Consider the following 17799-nt stretch of genomic DNA (forward strand, 5'->3'; position numbering starts at 1 on the left):
GTTCGGCAAAGCGCCTGATGCGTTGCACCGGGCGCCTCTTGTTCCTGTCACATCGCGTTACTTGATGGCGAGGATGTCGAAGTTGTGGACGTTAGCGACCACACCGTCGTCCCACCCGCCAGCGACCAACTCCGCTGCCCGTTCGTTCAGCAGCCCGGCGACTTGACCGGCAAAGTGTGCTTCACGGCCAGCATTGTTGGTGAAGATGTCGAAGATTGCGAAGGATGTTTCGTCAATCTGCAGCGCCGCCCAGAACAATGTGCCGGGTTCGGTTTCTCCGACGATGGGACCAGCTGCGGTCAGCAAGGCTGCCAATTCCGGCCCTCTGCCGGGTGCTGCTTCGAGCGTGATATACGTGGCTGTCGTGGCCGAGTAGAGATCAACCGGTTCCCTCACCGACAGGACATCGGAATTGTTGATATTCGCGACAACACCATCGTCCCAGCCCCCGGCGACCAGCGCGTCGGCATTTTGGTTCAAAGCCGCGGCCACAGCGCCGGAGAAATGCGCATTGCGCGCTTCTTCATCCACGAAGATATCAAAGATCGCGAGCGTATCGTCGGCTTGTAAGGCAAACCAAAGCACGGTGCCTGGTTCGGTGTCCGCGACAATCGGGGCGGCTCCGGCCAGAAATTCGGCGAATGCTTCGGTCTGGCCTTCAGCGGCGGGCATGGCGATGTAGCTGGCAGTGTGATTTTCCATTGGGGTTTCCTGTGCGGCTGCAGATGTCGTGATCAAGGCCAAAGCGGCGAGTGTCTTGAGAATTGGGCTTTCATGGTCGCCTCCTGATTGAGAGGTCGTTGTGTTTGGTTTCGATGCATCCTTTTCCCATGCCGAATGCCTCAGGCACCAATCCCGAACTTCTATTCTTTGATAGACATGTGCTATGGTGAACCTCATGGCGGAAAGTGACGGAGACTGTGGCAGTGGAGATGAACCAGATCAGGTATTTTTTGGCTGTCTGCCAGCATCGCAACTTCACCCATGCCGCTAGCGCCTCAAATGTTTCCCAACCGTCCTTGACGACCGCGATCAAGAAACTTGAACACGAGCTCGGGGGTGATCTGTTTGTCAGGGACCGCGCGGGATGCAGGTTGACGGCACTCGGAAAACTCATGCAGCCAAGGCTACAGAAAGCGCATGACGAAACGCAGGCAGCTAAGGCAGAAGCCGTCCGCCACACGCGACTAGAGCGGGTTCCTATTTCTGTCGGTGTTGGCGAAACGATTGGTCACAACCGGATTTCAGCCGCCGTGGAACGCTTCCGTACACGATTGCCGCAAGCCGAAATAGAGTTGATCGTGGCGTCTGCCTCCAAGCTTCTGGCCGGATTGCGAGAGGGTGAATTTGACGTCGTTGTCACAGCGGCGACGGTCAGTGAAGACCTCTATCGAATAGACCAGCTCTATGACGAGTCCTACAAGGTTGTGGTGTCCAAGTCGCACCCGTTGTCTGAACGAGACGCTATTTCTCTTTCGACACTCGCTGAAACTGACATGCTCGATCGACCCAATTGCGAAATGCGCGATGCGTTGCATCGGGCATGTGCAGACCAAGGTCACGAACTCTACGCGGCCTATCGGTCAAATCGCGTGGATTGGTTAGTCGAACTCGCGCGGCAGGGATTAGGCGCGGTGATTTTGCCAACCACGGCAATTCCAGCAGACAGGGGCCTCGTTTCGATACTCATCGACGGCCTTGAAATTTCGCGAACTGTTTCTGCTCTTCGTTATCGGCACCAAACGACGAGACCAGAGACAAATGATCTGATCCGTGAGATTGCGCGTGTGTAGGCGTAGTATCATTGATGGCCGACATTCGCGCATAGTGCAGTAACTGGTACTTTGGGCTCGAAGCGGTCGTTCCGGAAGCCAATCGCGAATGGCCGGAATGGGGTCGGAAGCTGTCGAATCGATTGCGCGCCAGTTCGGAATTGTTTCCCCTGATGAGAGCGAGCCGGTGACAGAACGACCTATGCTTGTAGCCGGCAGCAGAGCTCTCAGCTATTTTCCGCTGGATCTATGTCCTCGCTGATTTCCTGCCGTAGTTTTGGCCCTTGCGCGAGGCGGCGCCCAAGCGCGGTTACGAAAGCATCGTACCGTTCGGCCGCTTTCGCCCGCGCCGCTTGGGCAGCGGGTTCGGGCAGCGCGGGTGTCGAGGAAAGCCAGAAGCGGATGAACACCGCCATGGTCTCGACGCTGATACCGAGATCGCGCTCCAGGCGCATCAGGCGACGGTCGACCTGGTCGATCCGCTTGGCGATAGCCGCTTCTCGTCTCTCGTCAGCATCGGGCGAGAGGAACGACGCGATAGCGGCTTCCGCGATCATCGACTGGGACTGGTCCCGGCGGGCAGCGTAATCCGCCAGCATCGTCATGATTTCGGTATCGAGATAGACCGAGATTTGCGCCTTCTTCTTGCGACGAACCATGATGCTCACAGCTCCATGCCGTCGCCGGGATCCATCGAGACCTGCCGCGCGACGCCGCGCATCACGCGGGTCAGTCGCTGGTTGCGGGCGGCGGCATCGTCGCTGCCGTCATAGGACAAGGGTTCGAACTCGTTTTCGATCGGCGCCCTTTTCTCGATCGGGCTGACACCGCTCAGCTCTGGCTGCTGCCGGCGCTCGGACTGGGTGGGGTCCTCATCCTCGTCAGCCATCACCGGTTCGGCCGCGGCACCTGAGCTTTCCGGCAGAGGCAAAGCACTCCAATCGTCGGACTGCTTCGTGGCAGATGCCACCAGATCCGGGGGCGGCAGCACGCGTTCGGTGAAGCGCCTGTCCTCGTAATAGCGCGCCTTCTTCGCCCTGATCGGCGGGGTTCCAGCAACCATGACGATCTCGTCCGTCGGCGGCAGCTGCATAATCTCGCCCGGCGTCAGCAATTGGCGGGCGGTTTCGGATCGCGAGACCATCAGATGTCCGAGCCAGGGCGACAGCCGGTGCCCGGCATAGTTTTTCATAGCCTTCATCTCGGTTGCCGTGCCAAGCGCATCGGACACGCGTTTGGCGGTGCGCTCGTCATTGGTGGCGAAGCTGACCCGCACATGACAATTGTCGAGGATTGAGTTGTTGGGACCATAGGCCTTCTCAATCTGGTTGAGCGATTGCGCGATCAAAAAGCTCTTGAGCCCGTAACCGGCCATGAAGGCCAGCGCGCTTTCGAAGAAATCCAACCGCCCCAGCGCGGGAAACTCGTCGAGCATCAGGAGCAGCCGGTGGCGGCCGCCATTGGCCTGAAGGTCCTCGGTCAGCCGGCGCCCGACCTGATTGAGGATCAGACGGATCAGCGGCTTGGTGCGATTGATGTCGGAGGGCGGCACGACAAGGTAGAGGGTCGTCGGGGCCTTCGCCTCCACCATATCGGCAATGCGCCAATCACAGCGGCGGGTGACTTCGGCAATGACGGGATCGCGGTAAAGCCCGAGAAAGGACATGGCGGTCGAAAGCACGCCCGAACGCTCATTGTCGGATTTGTTCAGCAATTCGCGCGCCGCGCTGGCGATGACCGGGTGCGGGCCGGCCTCGCCCAGATGCGCGGTTTTCATCATGGCGGCGAGCGTTGCCTCGATCGGACGTCTGGGATCGGAAAGGAAGGCGGCAACCCCGGCGAGGGTCTTATCCTTTTCGGCATAGAGGACGTGCAGGATTGCGCCGACCAGAAGCGCATGGCTGGTCTTTTCCCAATGATTGCGCTTTTCGAGACTGCCTTCGGGATCGACCAGGATGTCGGCGATATTCTGGACATCGCGCACCTCCCATTCCCCGCGGCGGACCTCGAGCAGCGGATTGTAGGCGGACGATTTCGGATTGGTGGGATCGAACAGCAGGACGCGGCCATGCCGGGCGCGGAAGCCGGCGGTGAGCTGCCAGTTTTCGCCCTTGATGTCGTGGACGATGGCTGAGCCTGGCCAGGTCAGAAGCGAAGGCACGACGAGGCCTACGCCCTTGCCCGATCGCGTGGGCGCAAAGCACAGCACATGCTCGGGCCCATCATGGCGAAGATAGCTGGTCTCGAAACGGCCGAGCACCACGCCGTCGGGATCGAGCAGGCCCGCTGCCCTGACCTCTTGCGGCTTCGCCCAGCGGGCAGATCCGTAGGTTTCGGCATTCCTGGCTTCGCGGGCGCGCCAGACCGACATACCAATCGCGACGGCGATGGCGATGAATCCGCCCGAAGCGGCGATCAGGCCGCCTTTGGCAAAGACTTCCGGGGCATAGGCCTCGTAGAAATACCACCACCAGAAGATTGCCGGCGGATAGTAGACGGGCCAGCCCGCAAGGCGAAACCAAGGGGTTCCGAGCTGGGCCTGAAACCCGAGCTCCCAGGCGACGTATTGCGTGGCCGCCCAGGTCGTCACCAGGATGATCAGGAAGACCGTGAGGATCTGGCCCCAGAGGATTTTCGTGGCTGACATGGCAGGTCCTTTCGATGCGGCGCTCAGAGGCCAAGCCCGCGCTTTCGTCCAAAACTCCAGTCCACCCCGCCATTGCCGCGGGCGAGACCCGAGACATGGCGGCCGAGATGCTTTTCGAGCGAGGGCGACCAGGGGACGAGTTGAAAGCCGAGCCCGTCATCGATCATGGCGAAGCGGCCCGACGCGAGCGTGAGACGCTGGCGGTAGGTGCCGGCGACATAGTCACCCTCGGCGGCGCGGTTGAAGGCAAGGCCGGTTTCTCGCGACAGCCTGCTGCCGAGAGCCTCGAGTTCGCGCCGGCGCAGCGTCTCGATCAGGTTGCGGCTGAAGATGATCCGGCGATGCTGGCGCGTGGCCAGTCCTTCCCCCACCAGATGCTCGGCGCGTTCCTCCATGGCCTGACGGACCTCGGCCCCGAAACCACCTGGGGACAGCGCAGCCGGATCGCGCGCCAAGGCCTGCCGGTCGAGCCAGGTCGCGCCCGGAGCCGAAACCTGGCTGTGCAGATCGAGATCCGAGCGCACGGCGATTGCCACTCGCCGCTGTCCTCTGGCGTCGTCGAAGCCGCGCAGTTCGACGATGGAACCGGGTGCGCTGTCACCGGCCGCATCGAGATCGGGAAGCTTGATGTGATGGGTTCGCCCATCGACACCATCAACCACGGCATAGGCAGTGCCTTTGAGTTCGTCATCAAGCCCGCGCGCGATCAGCCTGCCGATGACAGGCGCCTCCAGGCTTTCGCCGGCAAGCACATAATTCGCCGCACCGCGCTCTATGCCGCGCTCGGTCAGCGCACGGTGCATGCGCTTGATGATGTCGCCGCGCTCGCCGAGCTCACGCAGCACCGTTGGCGCCTTGTCGTCGATCGCCCATTGGCCGGGGCCGATCTGCTCGGCCAGGCCGAGGGTTTCGAGCTTGCGCAACCGCCCGAGCTTTAGCGCCCGATACTCATCGGGCGGTTCGCCAGCCCGCAGAGCGACATCGATGATCCCGGTGCCGCGTCCGTCGCGCACAAGCTGGCGGTCAAGACCGGTCCAGCGTTCGGCAGCCATCTGGCGCTCGAGCGTTCGGCGAATGTCGTGTTCGGTTCGCGGCCCGAGCTCCTGGGTGATGAGATCGCGCGCCCGGTCGCGCATCCCTTCCTTGATGTAGTCGCGCGCGATGACGAGATCCTGGCCGTCGTCGCGCACGCCGCGCACGATCAGATGGATATGGGGATGCTCGGTATTCCAGTGATCAACCGCCACCCAGTCGAGCCGGGTGCCGAGATCCTTTTCCATCTGCCCGGCCAGATCGCGGGTAAAGGATTTGAGGTCCGCCATGTCGAGGGCGTCGTCGGGCGAGACGATGAAGCGGAAATGATGCCTGTCCCCGCCACACCGTTCGGCAAAGGCGCCGCCATCCGCCGCGTCGACGTCCGGCCCGAACAACCGCGCCTTCTCCCCGTCCCGGGTGACGCCATCGCGGCGCAGATAATCGAGATGCGTGCCAAGCGGCGCCTTGCGGGCGGTGTGACGGACGACGCGCGCCTTGATCACGGCGCCGCGCGAGCGGGCGGTAATGAAGCGATTGGCCTGAATGCTGGCGCGTTGGCCATGCCCGAACCGCGAGCGGTTACCCGAGACAATCCGGCCTGAGCGTGAAACGCCGCCGCCGGCCTTTTTCGCCGCCGCCAGCGCCTGGGCAATGAAGGGCCGCGCCTGTTGGGCGCGGGTCGAACGGATACGCCCTGGACGAATACGGAACTCGTGCTCATCGGGCATGAGGCGGTCCCGCAATGTGTGAAAACCCGCGCGAAAACGGGCGATCCCGCCTTGCACACACATTGCGCGCTTGCGCCACAAGGTGCGGAATCGCAGAAAAGCCCAAGCAAAAACAACCGACCGTCTGGCCGACAATGTGCGGCCTTTTATCCTGCCATCGGTCGGTTGTTGCGGTCCTCCCCTGCCAGCCAGTACGCCATGGCACGCTGGCGCACGATGCCGTGCGATCACGCAAAAGCCGCATCATGGGACGACACCGCTATCGGCTTGAGTGACAAAAATGGCCTCGTGCTGTCCCGAGTCGGGCGCACCGGTCGCATCCGGAACGGGAATACGGGTGTCGTTGCCCTGCGCAGACGCCGCGTCACCGATAACCCTCGGTCGGTTGCTACCGCGCTCAACAAAGAGCGGCGCCTCGCGCCAATCGGGCGGCAGCGCAACGGGCATGGAAGCGCCGTGAGACGGCATCGTGTTACCCAGGATCGGTTCGAGCCTGGCGACATAGGCGCGCGTTTCGGCGGGCAGGACGCGGCCCGCTGAAAGGTATTCATCGTAGCGGCCCGGCCCGGCATTATAGGCCGCCAGCATCGCCGCGACATTGCCGTAGCGATCGAACATGGCGCGCAAATAGGCCGCGCCCGCGAGGATATTGTCGCGTGGATCATAAGGATCGCGGCCCAGGCCATGGCGCTGCCGTAGCGCCGACCAGGTGGCAGGCATGATCTGCATCAGGCCCATCGCCCCGGCCGAGGATATGGCGCGGCGATCGCCGGCGCTTTCGGCCTGCAGGACCGCATCGATCCAGGTCTCGGGAATGCCAAAACGCCGCGAAGCCTCGGCGACATGGTCGGCATATGCATCGTGCAGGCCGCGCGGCGCGAGCAGACTTGGTTGCGCCTGCGCCGCGACGCCGGCCGGGTTGCAGAACAGGCCGGTAAGGAGAAGGAAGGCAATGGAACGGGCGGCGCGGTGACGCCCGATCGCAACGGAGTGGCCATGCCCGAGGCGACAGCGCGGCATGGCTCAGTCCTTTGCATCGCGTTTGGGCGGCCGGTTCCAGTGCAGCGACCAGGACGCCGCATCAGCGCCGTTCTGGAACAGGGCGGCACGGATCGGATACGGCAATGCCGGATCGTCGATCAGCACGGAGAGATATTCTCCGGCCTTCTCGCCGGTGCGTGTCCAGGCCGCCCCGATCTCGGGGCCGGCGTCATCTTCGCCGAGGTGGACGCGATGGTCCGGGGCGTTTTCGACATTGGCCGGATCCACCGCGACGATGGCGATCTCGCGGGCGAGCGTGAGCGTCTCGATGCGCCCGGCAAAACCTGTCTTGTGCCTGGTAAATTCACCGATCTGCGGCATGGCGGTTTCCTTTCCTCAAGCGGTGAAGGACGATCGGGCGGACATCGCGCCCGCCCTTGGACAGGCGTTCACCGCGCTGACGCCTGCCATTCGAAGCGGCCGTCACCATTCGCATCGGTCCAGATCGGCACGACGCGGGCGGTGACGGCAGAAAGCGGAAGCGGCCCAAAATAGCGGCCATCGAAACTGTCGGCGGCGTCCCAGTTCATCAGGAACACATCGCGTTTGGCGATCACGCGGCAGCCCTGCCAGGAGGGCAGTTTGCGGCCCATCCGATCGCGCTCACGGGCATGGCCATAAAGGTGGTCGTAGGCGGTAATGGCCGTGCCATGGCGGCAAACTCTCGTGCCGTGGAGCGCCAGAACGCGCTTGATCAGCGGCACGCCGCGCGGAAGGTAGCCGCGCGCGTCAAGCAGCTCGGCCAGCGCGTCTGGCGGCCGGACCGCGACCAGATCGGTGACTTCGATAGGGCCGGCCGGCTCGACGGCGTAGAGGCCGATGGGCGCACTGGTCGAGGCGTTCCAGATAAAGCGCGGACCGTGCCCGGTGAGGACGGGTGCGATGACCAGCCCGACCGACACCAGCGCTGAAGCGAGAATGGCGCGCCGGGTCATGGGAGAATGCTCCGCCGCTTGATCCAGGCGCAATGCTGCGCGCGCGTGTAGGCGCGGGGACTTTCCCCGGCCGCCAGTCGGTTATGAACGTGGCGCCAGTGATCGGGCGCGACATCGGCCCCGTCGATGCCGCTCGCATCGATCGCATCGATGAGCTGCAGCACGCGCTCGACTTTCGGCCAGCCAGAGACCGTCAGCAGAAGCTCGCCGCCCGGTGTGACGGCGGGAACGGTCTGGTAGGCTTCGTGCGGCGCGACCGCGCGCAGGATATCGAGATGGGAGGCGACGGTGCCGTAGTCATTCGCCGTCCAGCGCACGAAGGCGAAAAAGCTCCCGGGAGGAAAGCCGAGGACACGCCGTCTGCGGTCGATAACACGCTCCTGAACCGGATTCCCGAACCGCACCCAATATTCGATCGACTTCTCGATCCAGATCAGCTCCACCTCGGTCAGCGCTGTAGCCGATGAGGAGCGCGCGCCCTCGACCACCAGCCTTCGATGGGCCACTAAGCCGGTCATTGGCTATCATCCCCGGCAGGTGGAAATTCACGCTCCAGCAGCGCGCGCAGCATGTCGGCGACGGTCATGCCGCGCTCGAAGGCCACGATCTTGATGCGGCCGCGCTGCGCCGGCGTCACATCGATGGTGAGCCGCGCCGTGTTCGCAGCGCCGTCCGCCCTACCGGCCGGCTGCTCTTTTGCAGCTCTGACCCAGGTTTCGGGATCGGCCGGCCGGCGGGCAAAGCCGCTCCTGGGCGCTCGGGTGCTCATGACGCCCTCCGCGTGCGCGGGAGCCGCTCGATTTCATCAACCAGCGCTGCGATCTCATCGGCCGCGGACGTGGCGCCGTCCAATTCGTGAACGAGACGGCCGGTCTGGGCAGCGCTGGCGAAGGCGACACGCTGCCCGATCCGGCTCGCGAGCACCGGAGGATCGTGATCGGCGAGCGCAGCGGCGGTTTCGCGGCCAAGGATGGTGCGCGCAGCGCAGCGATTGAGGACGAAGCGGGAGAGGAGATCGGGCCGGTAAATGCGCGCTTCGGCGATGAGCGACAGCATCTCGGCGGAAGCCCAGCCATCGAAGGGCGAAGGCTGCACTGGGATCAGCACCAGGTCAGCGGCGAGCAGAGCGGAGCGCATGAGACCGGCGACACGCGGCGGCCCATCGATGACGACATGATCGGCCTGCCGGGACAGTTCCGGCGCTTCCCGGTGCAGCGTGTCGCGCGCAAGACCGATGACACCGAACACCCTCGGCAGGCCCTCATGACCGCGCTGCTCAGACCAGTCGAGCGCCGAGCCTTGCGGATCGGCGTCGACCAAAGTGACCCTCTGCCCTCTTCCGGCCCATTCTCCGGCGAGATGCAGCGCCAGTGTCGTCTTGCCGACACCGCCCTTCTGGTTGAGCAGAGCAACGATCATCGCTGACCGTCCTCACGCTCACCGCGCAGCGGGCGCATGGTGTCGAAGCGGATTTCTGATGTGTGATCGGATGGCGCTGGCGGCCGCCGGTTCGCCGTCGCTCTGAGCGCCTGGCCGGTGCGGGCGATGAGGTTTTCAACATCGCGCCTGCGCTCTTCAAGGTTAGATTCTGTGTTAGACTCTCTGTTACGGGCGCGATTTGCCGAACGATCTCCGTGCCTTAAACCCGGATCGGGTTCCTGATAGCACGAGCCACCGGTTCCCGATGGCACGATAGTCCGGGTTCCCGATAGCACGAGGCCGTCCACAGCTTTTCCACAGGCCGGCCATGGCTCGAAGGCGAGCAGCGCCCGGCGCCCGGTCTCGATCTCGGTAAAGAGCCTGTAGCCGGGCAGCGGCTGACGGCGGATGATATCGCGCAGTTCGAAGGCAAAGCGCTTATAGGGCGAGAGAGAGCCGGACTTCTGGTGCAGATGACGAAAATCGAACCGCCAACCGCCCTTCTGGCGGCCACCATGCTTGCGCACGAGCCGGTAAAGCCAGCGGTCGAGCCCGCCGGTCAGATCGAAATAGGCCCGATCGATGGTCAGGATCAGCGCATCGTCCAGAACCGCGCGATAAAACCAGTCCGGCACGATCAGTTCGATACCGTCGGGGCGCCCGTTGCCGTCGGTTCGCTCCTGCCATTCATTGATCCAGGAGAAGCGGTGTCGCCGTCCTTCGGCGGGCTGGCGGATCGTGGTCGAGATGGTGGTGGATTGCAGCCGGTCGAGCGCCGCCTTGAGGCGCTGGTAATCGCGCAGGCTGGTGCCGCGGCCGATGAAGGTGAGAATCTCATAGGGCGTCGCCGCCATGAGCCGCGAGGTGCGCAGGCCTGTATCGCGCGCTTCGACGATCTGGCTGGCAGCCCAGATCAGGATATCAGCGTCCCAGATCGTTGCCATGCCGTGGTCGGCAACCGCCTCGACGCGGATCGCAATTTTTCCGGCGGTGAAGTCGATCGGGGTGATGCGATGTGATTTGGCGAGCGAGAAGAATGGATACGCCATGAGGTCCTGCGCGTCCCGCGGTGCGAAGTCACCGGGAAGCGCTCTGAACAGGTTGAGCTGCCCGCGCTCGGACGGGGAACGTCGCCGGATCGCCATGGGTAATCCTCGCGCGATCAGCGATTGATGCCGCCGGCCGACCCACAGGCCGCTGGCATGTGCCGTTTGGCTGGCAGAACCTGTCCGCGCGGATCGGAGGTTGACGTGACCGCGCCGCGCGAAGCCCAGGCTTCGAGATCGGCTACCGAATAGACGACGCGCCCGCCGAGCTTGCGATAGGCCGGGCCGGTTCCATAGGTGCGGTGCTTTTCCAGCGTGCGCGCCGAAAGGCTGAGAAACACCGCCGCTTCCTTGGTGCGCAGGTAGCGTGGCGGCAGGGCGGCGAGATTGGGTCGCATTGTCGGGCCTCCGTGGCGTTGCCGGGCGCCGCTGCGGAGCAACGGCGGATCGCGATCACGGTGGCGAAGGAATGCAGGCGGGGTGGATGGGGAAGATTACAGGCGAACAATCCCCACCCCGGGCTCGAAGCGCGCTCAGGATCGGCGACGATGCCGTAGCAATTTGCGATAGCCGCCATTGATGAGCGGCCCGGCGCTTTCGATCAGCCCGATCACGGCATCACGCAAGGATGAGGTCTTCCAGGGCTCGGCCGCAACCCGCTCGGGGCCGAACAGAGCGATGGCGATCTCCCGATAGGTCGCGCCATTGGCCCGGCCGTCAGCGGCTCGCATCATCAGTCGGATACGTCGACGCTGATACGGCGTGATGCGTCCGTCGCGCGTAACGGGGCGCGCGCTCAGCGCTTGCCAGAGCCGCAGCACTGCCTCGACCCGATCGGGCAGATTGTCGTCGAGTGGCAGGATGACAGCCGAGGCTCTATCGGTCTTTCGGCCCGACAGCAGCAGGATCTGCGCGACGATGCCGCCGCGATGGATGGCATGAAGACCTTCCGGACTCGGGCGAACGGCAGCAGACACGGCCGGCGACGGAGATGGTGACGGAGGCAGAAATTCCGGAGCGTCGTCAGCAAGCAAGACCGCCGGATTGGCGAGCGGCGACCATAGGACGTCCTGACGAAGCGCGGAAAGGCTCGGACGAGCCGGGAAATCGCAACCCCCAGTGACGCTGGGCGTCGGTTGAATAGGGATGATCTTCGGCCTTCATGGCGACGAGTTCGCCATAATGCTCCTGGTAGCGTTCAAACCGCCGCAAACATTCCCATGCGAGCCCTTCGACCGAGAGCGTGTCGAAGAATTCATAGCGACGACCGTCTCGCCAATGGGAAGTGTCCGGTCGCACCCGTCCCTCCTCACGTGCAAAGCGCAGGTCAGATTTTTCGCCGAGCTATTTACGACAAGTTCTGTTGCAGCAGCATGACACGGCGGCCAGCAATGCGGAAAATCTTCCGACAGGCGAAACGCCGTATCTCGCCCGCGTGTCTCCGTGCGCCGGTGAGGATGAAACTGGGCACCGCTATGTCATTGTAGGCGCTCTATAATTCTTGTAGCAGTGACCAGCGTTTGGGGGCGAGACCGCCTGTTTCTGGTCCAGAGTCTCAGCGAAGCGGTCATTCATCAAAACGGCAGAGTTCAGTACGCTGCCACCGCAGGCTATCCCGGCGGTTCAGCATTCCCTCCGCTTGCAGGAATGCGATGGAAGTTGATTTCGATCCAATCGGCCAGAATCCGTACCTTCTCCGCGACTTCTTCGCCAAGGGGGGTCAATGAATATTCCACATGGGGCGGCACAACGGGATAGGCGCGGCGCAAGACGAACCCGTCCGCCTCCAGCAATTGCAGCGCCTGCGCCAGCATGCGCTCGCTCACGCCGCCAATCTTGCGGCGCAGTTCAGAAAAGCGGTGCGTTCCTCCTTCCAGCACGATCAGCACCAGAACACCCCATTGACTGGTCACATGTTTGAGCACGTCGCGCGAAGGACAACCTGCCGACAGAAGCTCGCCATGCACCTTGTCGGAAAGCCCGATCGCCGTGCCGTCATCGTGAATGTTCATACTTACCTTCCTGTGCGTACTTACTTTGCGTTAGTATAAGCCTATATCATGGCTTTGGATCATCAAGACAAGGAGTCACTCGCCATGACCATCGCCGTAACCGGAGCCTCGGGCCAGTTGGGCCGCCTCATCGTCCAGAAGCTCAAGCAGAAGATTGAGCCCAGCCAGATCGTCGCGCTGGCGCGCAGCGTCGAGAAGGCGTCCGACCTCGGCGTCGAAGTGCGCGCAGCCGATTACGAGAAGCCCGAAACCCTCGACCGGGCGCTGCAAGGCGTCGAGACGCTGATGCTGGTTTCCTCCAGCGAGGTCGGCAAGCGGGCCGCGCAGCATCGGAATATCATCGACGCCGCCAAAAAGGCCGGCGTGAGGCGCATCGTCTATACGAGCCTGCTCCATGCCGATACGTCGTCACTGAGCCTTGCACCCGAGCATGTAGAAACCGAAAGCCTCCTGAAACAGTCGGGCATCGCCCACACTGTTCTGCGCAATGGCTGGTACACGGAAAACTACACGGTCTCGGTCCCCGGCGCGGTGAAGGCCGGCGCATTTGTCGGCAGCGCGGGCGAGGGCCGCATCTCGTCGGCAACGCGCGCCGATCTGGCCGAGGCCGCCGTCGTCGTGCTGACTGGCGAGGGCCATGACGGCAAGGTCTACGAGTTGGCTGGCGACGACGCCTATACGCTGGCTGATCTCGCGGCGGAGATCTCCAAACAGACTGGCAAGGACATCCCCTACAAGAACCTGCCGCAGGATGAATATGCCGCCGTGCTGAAGGGTGTGGGTATCCCTGCAGATTTCGCCGGTGCTCTGGCCGCCTTCGACATCGACGCCTCCAATGGAGCGCTGTTCGACGACAAAGGCCAGCTTTCGGCGCTGATCGGGCGTCCGTCTACCCGGCTGTCGGATGCGGTGGCTGCGGCCCTCAAATCATAGACGCGACAGACCCTGACCGCTCATGCGCCGGACTGCCGTACGCGATGAGGCAAGGCTGCCTCCGCAACGCGTCAAGAATGATCGCTTCCGGGTTGGGTGAGACCAGTCCGGAAGCGCACAAGGGGTTTATAGCCGACCTTCGTGCCCGGTTTTGTTCCGGAATGGTGGAGATTTGGCGCGCCGCGCGGGACGCGAACTTCAGACCTATCGCTTCCAGAGAAGATGACGGTAACCAGTCTGCGCCATCCATTTGGCGCGCGCCAGATGAGCATCATGGACCCGGCGCGCGCGATCCGGCTCGAAAGCGGGGTCGATGCCAAACAGGATATGAACGGCTTCGGTCCACTCGGCGCCATCAGCAGCGGCATCCAGCAGTCGCATGTACAGCTTGATATGGGCACGGTCGTAGGCGGTTAATTCGCTGGAGACCGGCGGTGCATCCTCGAAGGGTTCTATCGGGGGCATGTCAGTTGCCTGGTGCGTGCTGCCCACTGCAGGACGCGGGGTAACACCAGATACTCCAAGATTGTGTGTTTTGGGAGAATATCGCTCGGAGGGAACACGGCGTCTGCCGCTTGCCCGTCAGCGCTTTTTGTCACCACCATCATGGACCAGCAGCACTCCGTGTCCACGCTCGGTCGACAAGAGGACGACACCGGCTGCTTCGAGAGCCCGACGGACCTGATCGCGCGTGCTTTCGTACACCTCGAGGCCGCTTTCGGATTCGAGGCGCTTGAGCGCGGTCAGTGATACACGGGCCTTGTCAGCAAGCGTCTCCTGTGTCCAACCCAGCAAGGCGCGCGCGGCCCGCGACTGTCGGGCGGTGATCATGCATGATCACCTCCCATTGCGACCGGCGCGCACTCCAGAACTACGACTATAATAGTCGTTCTTGGCAAATAGTCATCGGGAATTGGCCCTCTGTTCCTCGGCTACGGCGGCGCTGACCTCTGTTGTCAGACGACTGATTCGGCCGCCAAAGGCTGATGGGTTTGACTATTGAAGACCGCTTGAATGATCCTCAAACGTATCAATCTGTCTTACTGAGACATGCTTGCGGATCATCGCCTTGCCTTCCAGGCCGATTAATGATACGTATCCGGATCAAATCGTGCAAATTGATCTGTAAAGGATTCGCGTGAAAGCCGAAGCAGAGGCTCTGAATATGATCGGCGACCATTTTCGGCGTGCACGGCTAGCGGCGGGCCTAACGCAGGAACAGGTCGCCGATCTCGCCGGCATATCCCGTCCCCGCTATCGCGACATCGAAACCGGAGCCGCAGCGGCACGCGCCACGACTCTGATCAATGTTGCAAGGGCGCTTGGCCTGGAGATGATGCTGGTTCCTCAGGCGATGGTCCCGGCCATTGAGGCGCTGCTCAGCCATGAGGGCGAGGACGACCGGCCGGCTTTCAGCCCGCAAGCGGAAGGTGATGATGAATAGACCCCGCTCCGCCGAAACCGTCCTGTCTCTCGATGTTCTCCTCAATGAGGTGAAGGTCGGCACGATCGTCAGGACACCGGGCGACTTCAACGCCTTCAGCTTCGATCCTGCCTACCGCGCGAGCGGAGGGCATCCCGTGTTGAGCCTGTCCTTCCGCGCGGCAACAGGAGGATTGCGCAAGGATCCGCGCCCGGTGGCAGGCGCCTTGCCGCCCTTCTTTGCCAACCTCCTGCCCGAGGACAAACTGCGCGAGGCGATGGAAAAGCATCACGCCCGGACCGTCCGGCCCGGCAATGATTTCGATCTGCTGGCTGCGCTGGGCGCCGACCTGCCAGGCGCTGTGCGGGTTGTCCCGAGTAACGGCGATATCGTCGCTGCAACCGCTGCAGTTGAGGGCGAGCCGAAGGCGCGCTTCTCGCTCGCTGGCGTGCAGATGAAGCTTTCGGTGATGAAGAACACCGGCAAGGGCGGCGGGTTGACAGTGCCGCTCGGGGACAGCGACGGTCAGTACATCGCCAAGTTTCCTTCGACCGCCTTTCCAGGCGTGTCGGAGAACGAGTTCGCCAATCTCGCGCTGGCCGAAGCCATCGGCATGGACGTGCCCGAACGCGAGCTGGTGGGCAAAGACCAGTTCGAAGGCATCCCTGAAGAGTTCGAGACCCTGGCCGAGGGGCTGGTCCTTCTTATCCGGCGGTTCGATCGCACCGCCGGCGCGCGACGAATTCATATCGAGGATTTCGCTCAGGTCTTCGGCATCTATCCGACACGAAAATATGAAGGCGCGGCCTATCATGACATCGCCGCGGCTCTGAATGTGGCGATCTCGCCGATAGCGGCGCTGGAGTTCGTCCGCCGCCTGACCTTGTCGGTGGTCATGGGCAATGGCGACATGCACCTGAAAAACTGGTCGCTGATCTACCCCGGTGACGGCAATTCGCCCGCCCTGGCACCGATCTACGACGTGCTTTCGACGGTCCCCTATATCCCGGCTGACAATCTGGCATTGTCACTTGGCGGCGAACGCGCGTTCAAGGCACTGACGCTGCCGCGGTGGAAGGCGTTCGCCAATCGGGCGCGGCTTCCAGAGCCTGCCGTCCTGAAAACTGTCAGCGAAACTGTAAAGCGTATCGATGCGCATTGGTGGAAATTGCCGGAACGTGATGCCGTCCCGTCGATCGTTCTGGAGCGGATCGACGCCCACGTGAGGGCCATGATGCCTGTCCTCTTGGACTGAGCGCCGTTCATTGGTGCGGCTGACAGAGAAATGGCCCCGGCTGTGTCGCCGGGGCCATTTGCGCTTCAGTCGCCGCGACGCGGGTTGGGGCGGGACCAGATCAGCGAGTAGGCCTCGCCGTCCTCGTCATCGAAGAGGTTGGCGTAGATCGGGGCGGTGAAGCTCGGATCATCGAGCTTGAGACCGAGATAATCGCGGCCTTCGCCCGAGCGCTTGGACCAGGCGGCACCGATCTCGGCGCGGCCGACCAGGACCCGGTGGCTGGGAGCGTTCTCGCCGTTTGCGCGGATGTCGGGAACGATGCGCACGCCCTTGGCCTGGACACTGAGGGTGACGATTTCGCCGGTGAATTCGTTCGAACCGGTCTTCTTGAAGGTACCGATGGTCGCCATTTTCAAATCTCCGTTTTCCGGTTTCGAGCCCGCACCATTGCGGCCTCGATGGCGATCGACGGGACGGAGATGATCGCTGGCGCATTCCCGTTTGCGGGGACTGGACAGCATAGGAGGGACTTTCTTGCTCGCGCGAGGAATGACGCGCCTCGGGGTCCCATGGAACATGGGGTGAGGCCGTCAGGGGAAGAAAGTTGTGACGTCGCTGTTGCGCCAAAGCGATCGAAGCGCGCGCCGCGCGCTGGTCTTCGGCCAGATCAGGCCATGGAAGAGGCCGCTTGGAGCGGTCAGAGATACGAGAAGAACGCAGAGCCTGGCGCATCCGAGTTTCACCAGACCGGTGGCGACGGATCCGTGACGTTGCCCCTGTCCTTGGCACGCGTACCGATATTTGGCCCAACCGAAGTCAGCGAGAACGCATCCCGCCTGGGTTCCGTAATGTGCCTGTGAAATTCGCGCCACCCGTCCTGCGCTCCCGCTATGGGCCGCATCGCTCCACCGGGCTGATGCGAGTTCACTACGCCGATCCCGCGCCACGTATCTCTGACGACAGCGAGCTTATCTCTCTGTCATGGCCTCTATCCGGATTCTGCACGCGGCTAGATGCGCGCATGGCCCGTACCAGCAGCCTCGGCAGATGCCATTGCCGCAAGCCGCAGGAAGGTCGTCACTCCCACGGCAATTGCGCCAATGACCGAGAAGATGAGCTGCCAGGTCTCGGACGGCATCATATGTTTGGCGATGCCGAGAGTAGCGTAAAAGCCGGCGACGACAGCCGGAGTGACAAAGACGAGCGCGATCAGCAACCGCGCCCATAGCGGCCGGACCAGAATGAGCAGGCCTTGAGCTGCCGCCAAGGTCAGGCCGGCAGCGAGCAATCCGACAAGAACGGCCCCAAGCCAGCCCGCGCCGGTGCCGTAGGCCCAGATACCGGCGTTCACACCGATGAAGAAGGGCATCGCAAAGACGGCAAGGTTGAACAGCAGCCAGCACATGAAACCTATGGCGGCCATGGCGACGAGAATACCGAGAAAGGTCATGGTGGTGTCTCCGTGCAATGGATTGGACGGTGCGCCTGCCACCACCTCCACGGCGCGATCGGAACAGTAGCAGAAGTGCCAACGATCAGTAAGAACAAATAGGGATCAAAGAGATCCACTG

At 62.9% G+C, this 17799-nt stretch carries 23 protein-coding genes; 4 read left to right on the top strand and 19 right to left on the bottom strand.

Going from position 1 to position 17799, the window contains the following annotated elements; genetic code table 11:
- Positions 1 to 57: 57 nt before the first annotated feature.
- Entirely contained in the window at positions 58 to 702 is a 645-nt protein-coding gene (locus J2X35_RS08405) for a putative quinol monooxygenase (protein WP_198650766.1), read from the bottom strand.
- 230 nt (positions 703 to 932) lie between these two features.
- On the opposite strand from J2X35_RS08405, the gene J2X35_RS08410 reads away from it, so the two are divergent.
- Positions 933 to 1793, top strand: coding sequence for a LysR family transcriptional regulator (locus J2X35_RS08410; RefSeq protein ID WP_310183847.1), 861 nt, complete (start codon positions 933 to 935; stop codon positions 1791 to 1793).
- Positions 1794 to 1999: 206 nt separating this feature from the next.
- Here J2X35_RS08410 and J2X35_RS08415 read toward each other — a convergent pair whose 3' ends face one another.
- The 14 genes from J2X35_RS08415 to J2X35_RS08480 form a co-directional block, all read right to left on the bottom strand.
- On the bottom strand, positions 2000 to 2431 hold the full coding sequence (locus J2X35_RS08415; protein WP_310183849.1) for a CopG family transcriptional regulator: 432 nt from the start codon (positions 2429 to 2431) through the stop codon (positions 2000 to 2002).
- Positions 2432 to 2436: 5 nt separating this feature from the next.
- On the bottom strand, positions 2437 to 4419 hold the full coding sequence (locus J2X35_RS08420) for a conjugal transfer protein TraG (RefSeq protein WP_310183851.1): 1983 nt from the start codon (positions 4417 to 4419) through the stop codon (positions 2437 to 2439).
- 23 nt (positions 4420 to 4442) lie between these two features.
- Entirely contained in the window at positions 4443 to 6182 is a 1740-nt protein-coding gene (locus J2X35_RS08425) for a DUF3363 domain-containing protein (RefSeq protein ID WP_310183854.1), read from the bottom strand.
- Positions 6183 to 6425: 243 nt separating this feature from the next.
- Positions 6426 to 7202 (bottom strand): lytic transglycosylase domain-containing protein, encoded by a 777-nt coding sequence (locus tag J2X35_RS08430; protein WP_310183856.1) that lies wholly within the window; start codon positions 7200 to 7202, stop codon positions 6426 to 6428.
- 3 nt (positions 7203 to 7205) lie between these two features.
- Complete coding sequence (locus J2X35_RS08435) at positions 7206 to 7544, bottom strand: DUF736 domain-containing protein (RefSeq protein WP_310183859.1); 339 nt, start codon at positions 7542 to 7544, stop codon at positions 7206 to 7208.
- 68 nt (positions 7545 to 7612) lie between these two features.
- On the bottom strand, positions 7613 to 8158 hold the full coding sequence (locus tag J2X35_RS08440) for a S26 family signal peptidase (RefSeq protein ID WP_310183861.1): 546 nt from the start codon (positions 8156 to 8158) through the stop codon (positions 7613 to 7615).
- Positions 8155 to 8676, bottom strand: a complete 522-nt coding sequence (locus tag J2X35_RS08445) for a DUF2840 domain-containing protein (protein WP_310183864.1) — start codon at positions 8674 to 8676, stop codon at positions 8155 to 8157. Before J2X35_RS08445 ends, J2X35_RS08440 begins: the two co-directional genes overlap by 4 nt.
- Complete coding sequence (locus tag J2X35_RS08450) at positions 8673 to 8927, bottom strand: hypothetical protein (RefSeq protein WP_310183867.1); 255 nt, start codon at positions 8925 to 8927, stop codon at positions 8673 to 8675. Before J2X35_RS08450 ends, J2X35_RS08445 begins: the two co-directional genes overlap by 4 nt.
- Entirely contained in the window at positions 8924 to 9577 is a 654-nt protein-coding gene (gene parA, locus J2X35_RS08455) for a ParA family partition ATPase (RefSeq protein WP_310183868.1), read from the bottom strand. The genes J2X35_RS08450 and parA overlap by 4 nt, the downstream gene beginning before the upstream one ends.
- Complete coding sequence (locus tag J2X35_RS08460; RefSeq protein ID WP_310183870.1) at positions 9574 to 10722, bottom strand: replication initiator protein A; 1149 nt, start codon at positions 10720 to 10722, stop codon at positions 9574 to 9576. Before J2X35_RS08460 ends, parA begins: the two co-directional genes overlap by 4 nt.
- 17 nt (positions 10723 to 10739) lie before the next feature.
- The gene (locus J2X35_RS08465) at positions 10740 to 11021 is read right to left on the bottom strand and encodes an AlpA family transcriptional regulator (protein ID WP_213324352.1); all 282 of its coding nucleotides are present in this window, start codon (positions 11019 to 11021) and stop codon (positions 10740 to 10742) included.
- 135 nt (positions 11022 to 11156) lie between these two features.
- Positions 11157 to 11600, bottom strand: a complete 444-nt coding sequence (locus tag J2X35_RS08470; protein ID WP_291977453.1) for a DUF2285 domain-containing protein — start codon at positions 11598 to 11600, stop codon at positions 11157 to 11159.
- Positions 11601 to 11646: 46 nt separating this feature from the next.
- Positions 11647 to 11922: a transcriptional regulator domain-containing protein gene (locus J2X35_RS08475; protein ID WP_310183872.1), complete on the bottom strand. Its 276-nt coding sequence runs from the start codon at positions 11920 to 11922 to the stop codon at positions 11647 to 11649.
- A gap of 311 nt (positions 11923 to 12233) precedes the next feature.
- Complete coding sequence (locus tag J2X35_RS08480) at positions 12234 to 12635, bottom strand: helix-turn-helix domain-containing protein (protein ID WP_243785034.1); 402 nt, start codon at positions 12633 to 12635, stop codon at positions 12234 to 12236.
- A gap of 84 nt (positions 12636 to 12719) precedes the next feature.
- Between J2X35_RS08480 and J2X35_RS08485 the strand changes: the two genes are divergently transcribed.
- Positions 12720 to 13568 (top strand): SDR family oxidoreductase, encoded by an 849-nt coding sequence (locus J2X35_RS08485; RefSeq protein WP_310183875.1) that lies wholly within the window; start codon positions 12720 to 12722, stop codon positions 13566 to 13568.
- A 204-nt stretch (positions 13569 to 13772) separates the two neighbouring features.
- On the opposite strand, the gene J2X35_RS08490 is transcribed toward J2X35_RS08485, so the two are convergent.
- Entirely contained in the window at positions 13773 to 14033 is a 261-nt protein-coding gene (locus tag J2X35_RS08490; RefSeq protein ID WP_310183878.1) for a DNA -binding domain-containing protein, read from the bottom strand.
- 117 nt (positions 14034 to 14150) lie between these two features.
- Positions 14151 to 14399, bottom strand: a complete 249-nt coding sequence (locus tag J2X35_RS08495) for a helix-turn-helix transcriptional regulator (RefSeq protein WP_047166147.1) — start codon at positions 14397 to 14399, stop codon at positions 14151 to 14153.
- Between the two features lie 307 nt (positions 14400 to 14706).
- Between J2X35_RS08495 and J2X35_RS08500 the strand changes: the two genes are divergently transcribed.
- Positions 14707 to 15012 carry a helix-turn-helix domain-containing protein gene (locus J2X35_RS08500; RefSeq protein ID WP_310183883.1) on the top strand — a complete coding sequence of 102 codons (306 nt, stop codon included), beginning with the start codon at positions 14707 to 14709 and terminating at the stop codon, positions 15010 to 15012.
- The gene (locus J2X35_RS08505; protein WP_310183886.1) at positions 15005 to 16246 is read left to right on the top strand and encodes a HipA domain-containing protein; all 1242 of its coding nucleotides are present in this window, start codon (positions 15005 to 15007) and stop codon (positions 16244 to 16246) included. Before J2X35_RS08500 ends, J2X35_RS08505 begins: the two co-directional genes overlap by 8 nt.
- Positions 16247 to 16311: 65 nt before the next feature.
- Here J2X35_RS08505 and J2X35_RS08510 read toward each other — a convergent pair whose 3' ends face one another.
- A complete protein-coding gene (locus J2X35_RS08510) occupies positions 16312 to 16638 on the bottom strand; it encodes a DUF736 domain-containing protein (RefSeq protein WP_047166144.1) in 327 nt (108 codons plus the stop codon).
- 599 nt (positions 16639 to 17237) lie between these two features.
- The gene (locus J2X35_RS08515; RefSeq protein ID WP_310183889.1) at positions 17238 to 17678 is read right to left on the bottom strand and encodes a hypothetical protein; all 441 of its coding nucleotides are present in this window, start codon (positions 17676 to 17678) and stop codon (positions 17238 to 17240) included.
- Positions 17679 to 17799 lie beyond the last annotated feature (121 nt).

The sequence above is a fragment of the Mesorhizobium sp. BE184 genome (genome assembly GCF_031457045.1).
In the GTDB taxonomy this organism is placed as follows: Bacteria; Pseudomonadota; Alphaproteobacteria; order Rhizobiales; family Rhizobiaceae; genus Mesorhizobium.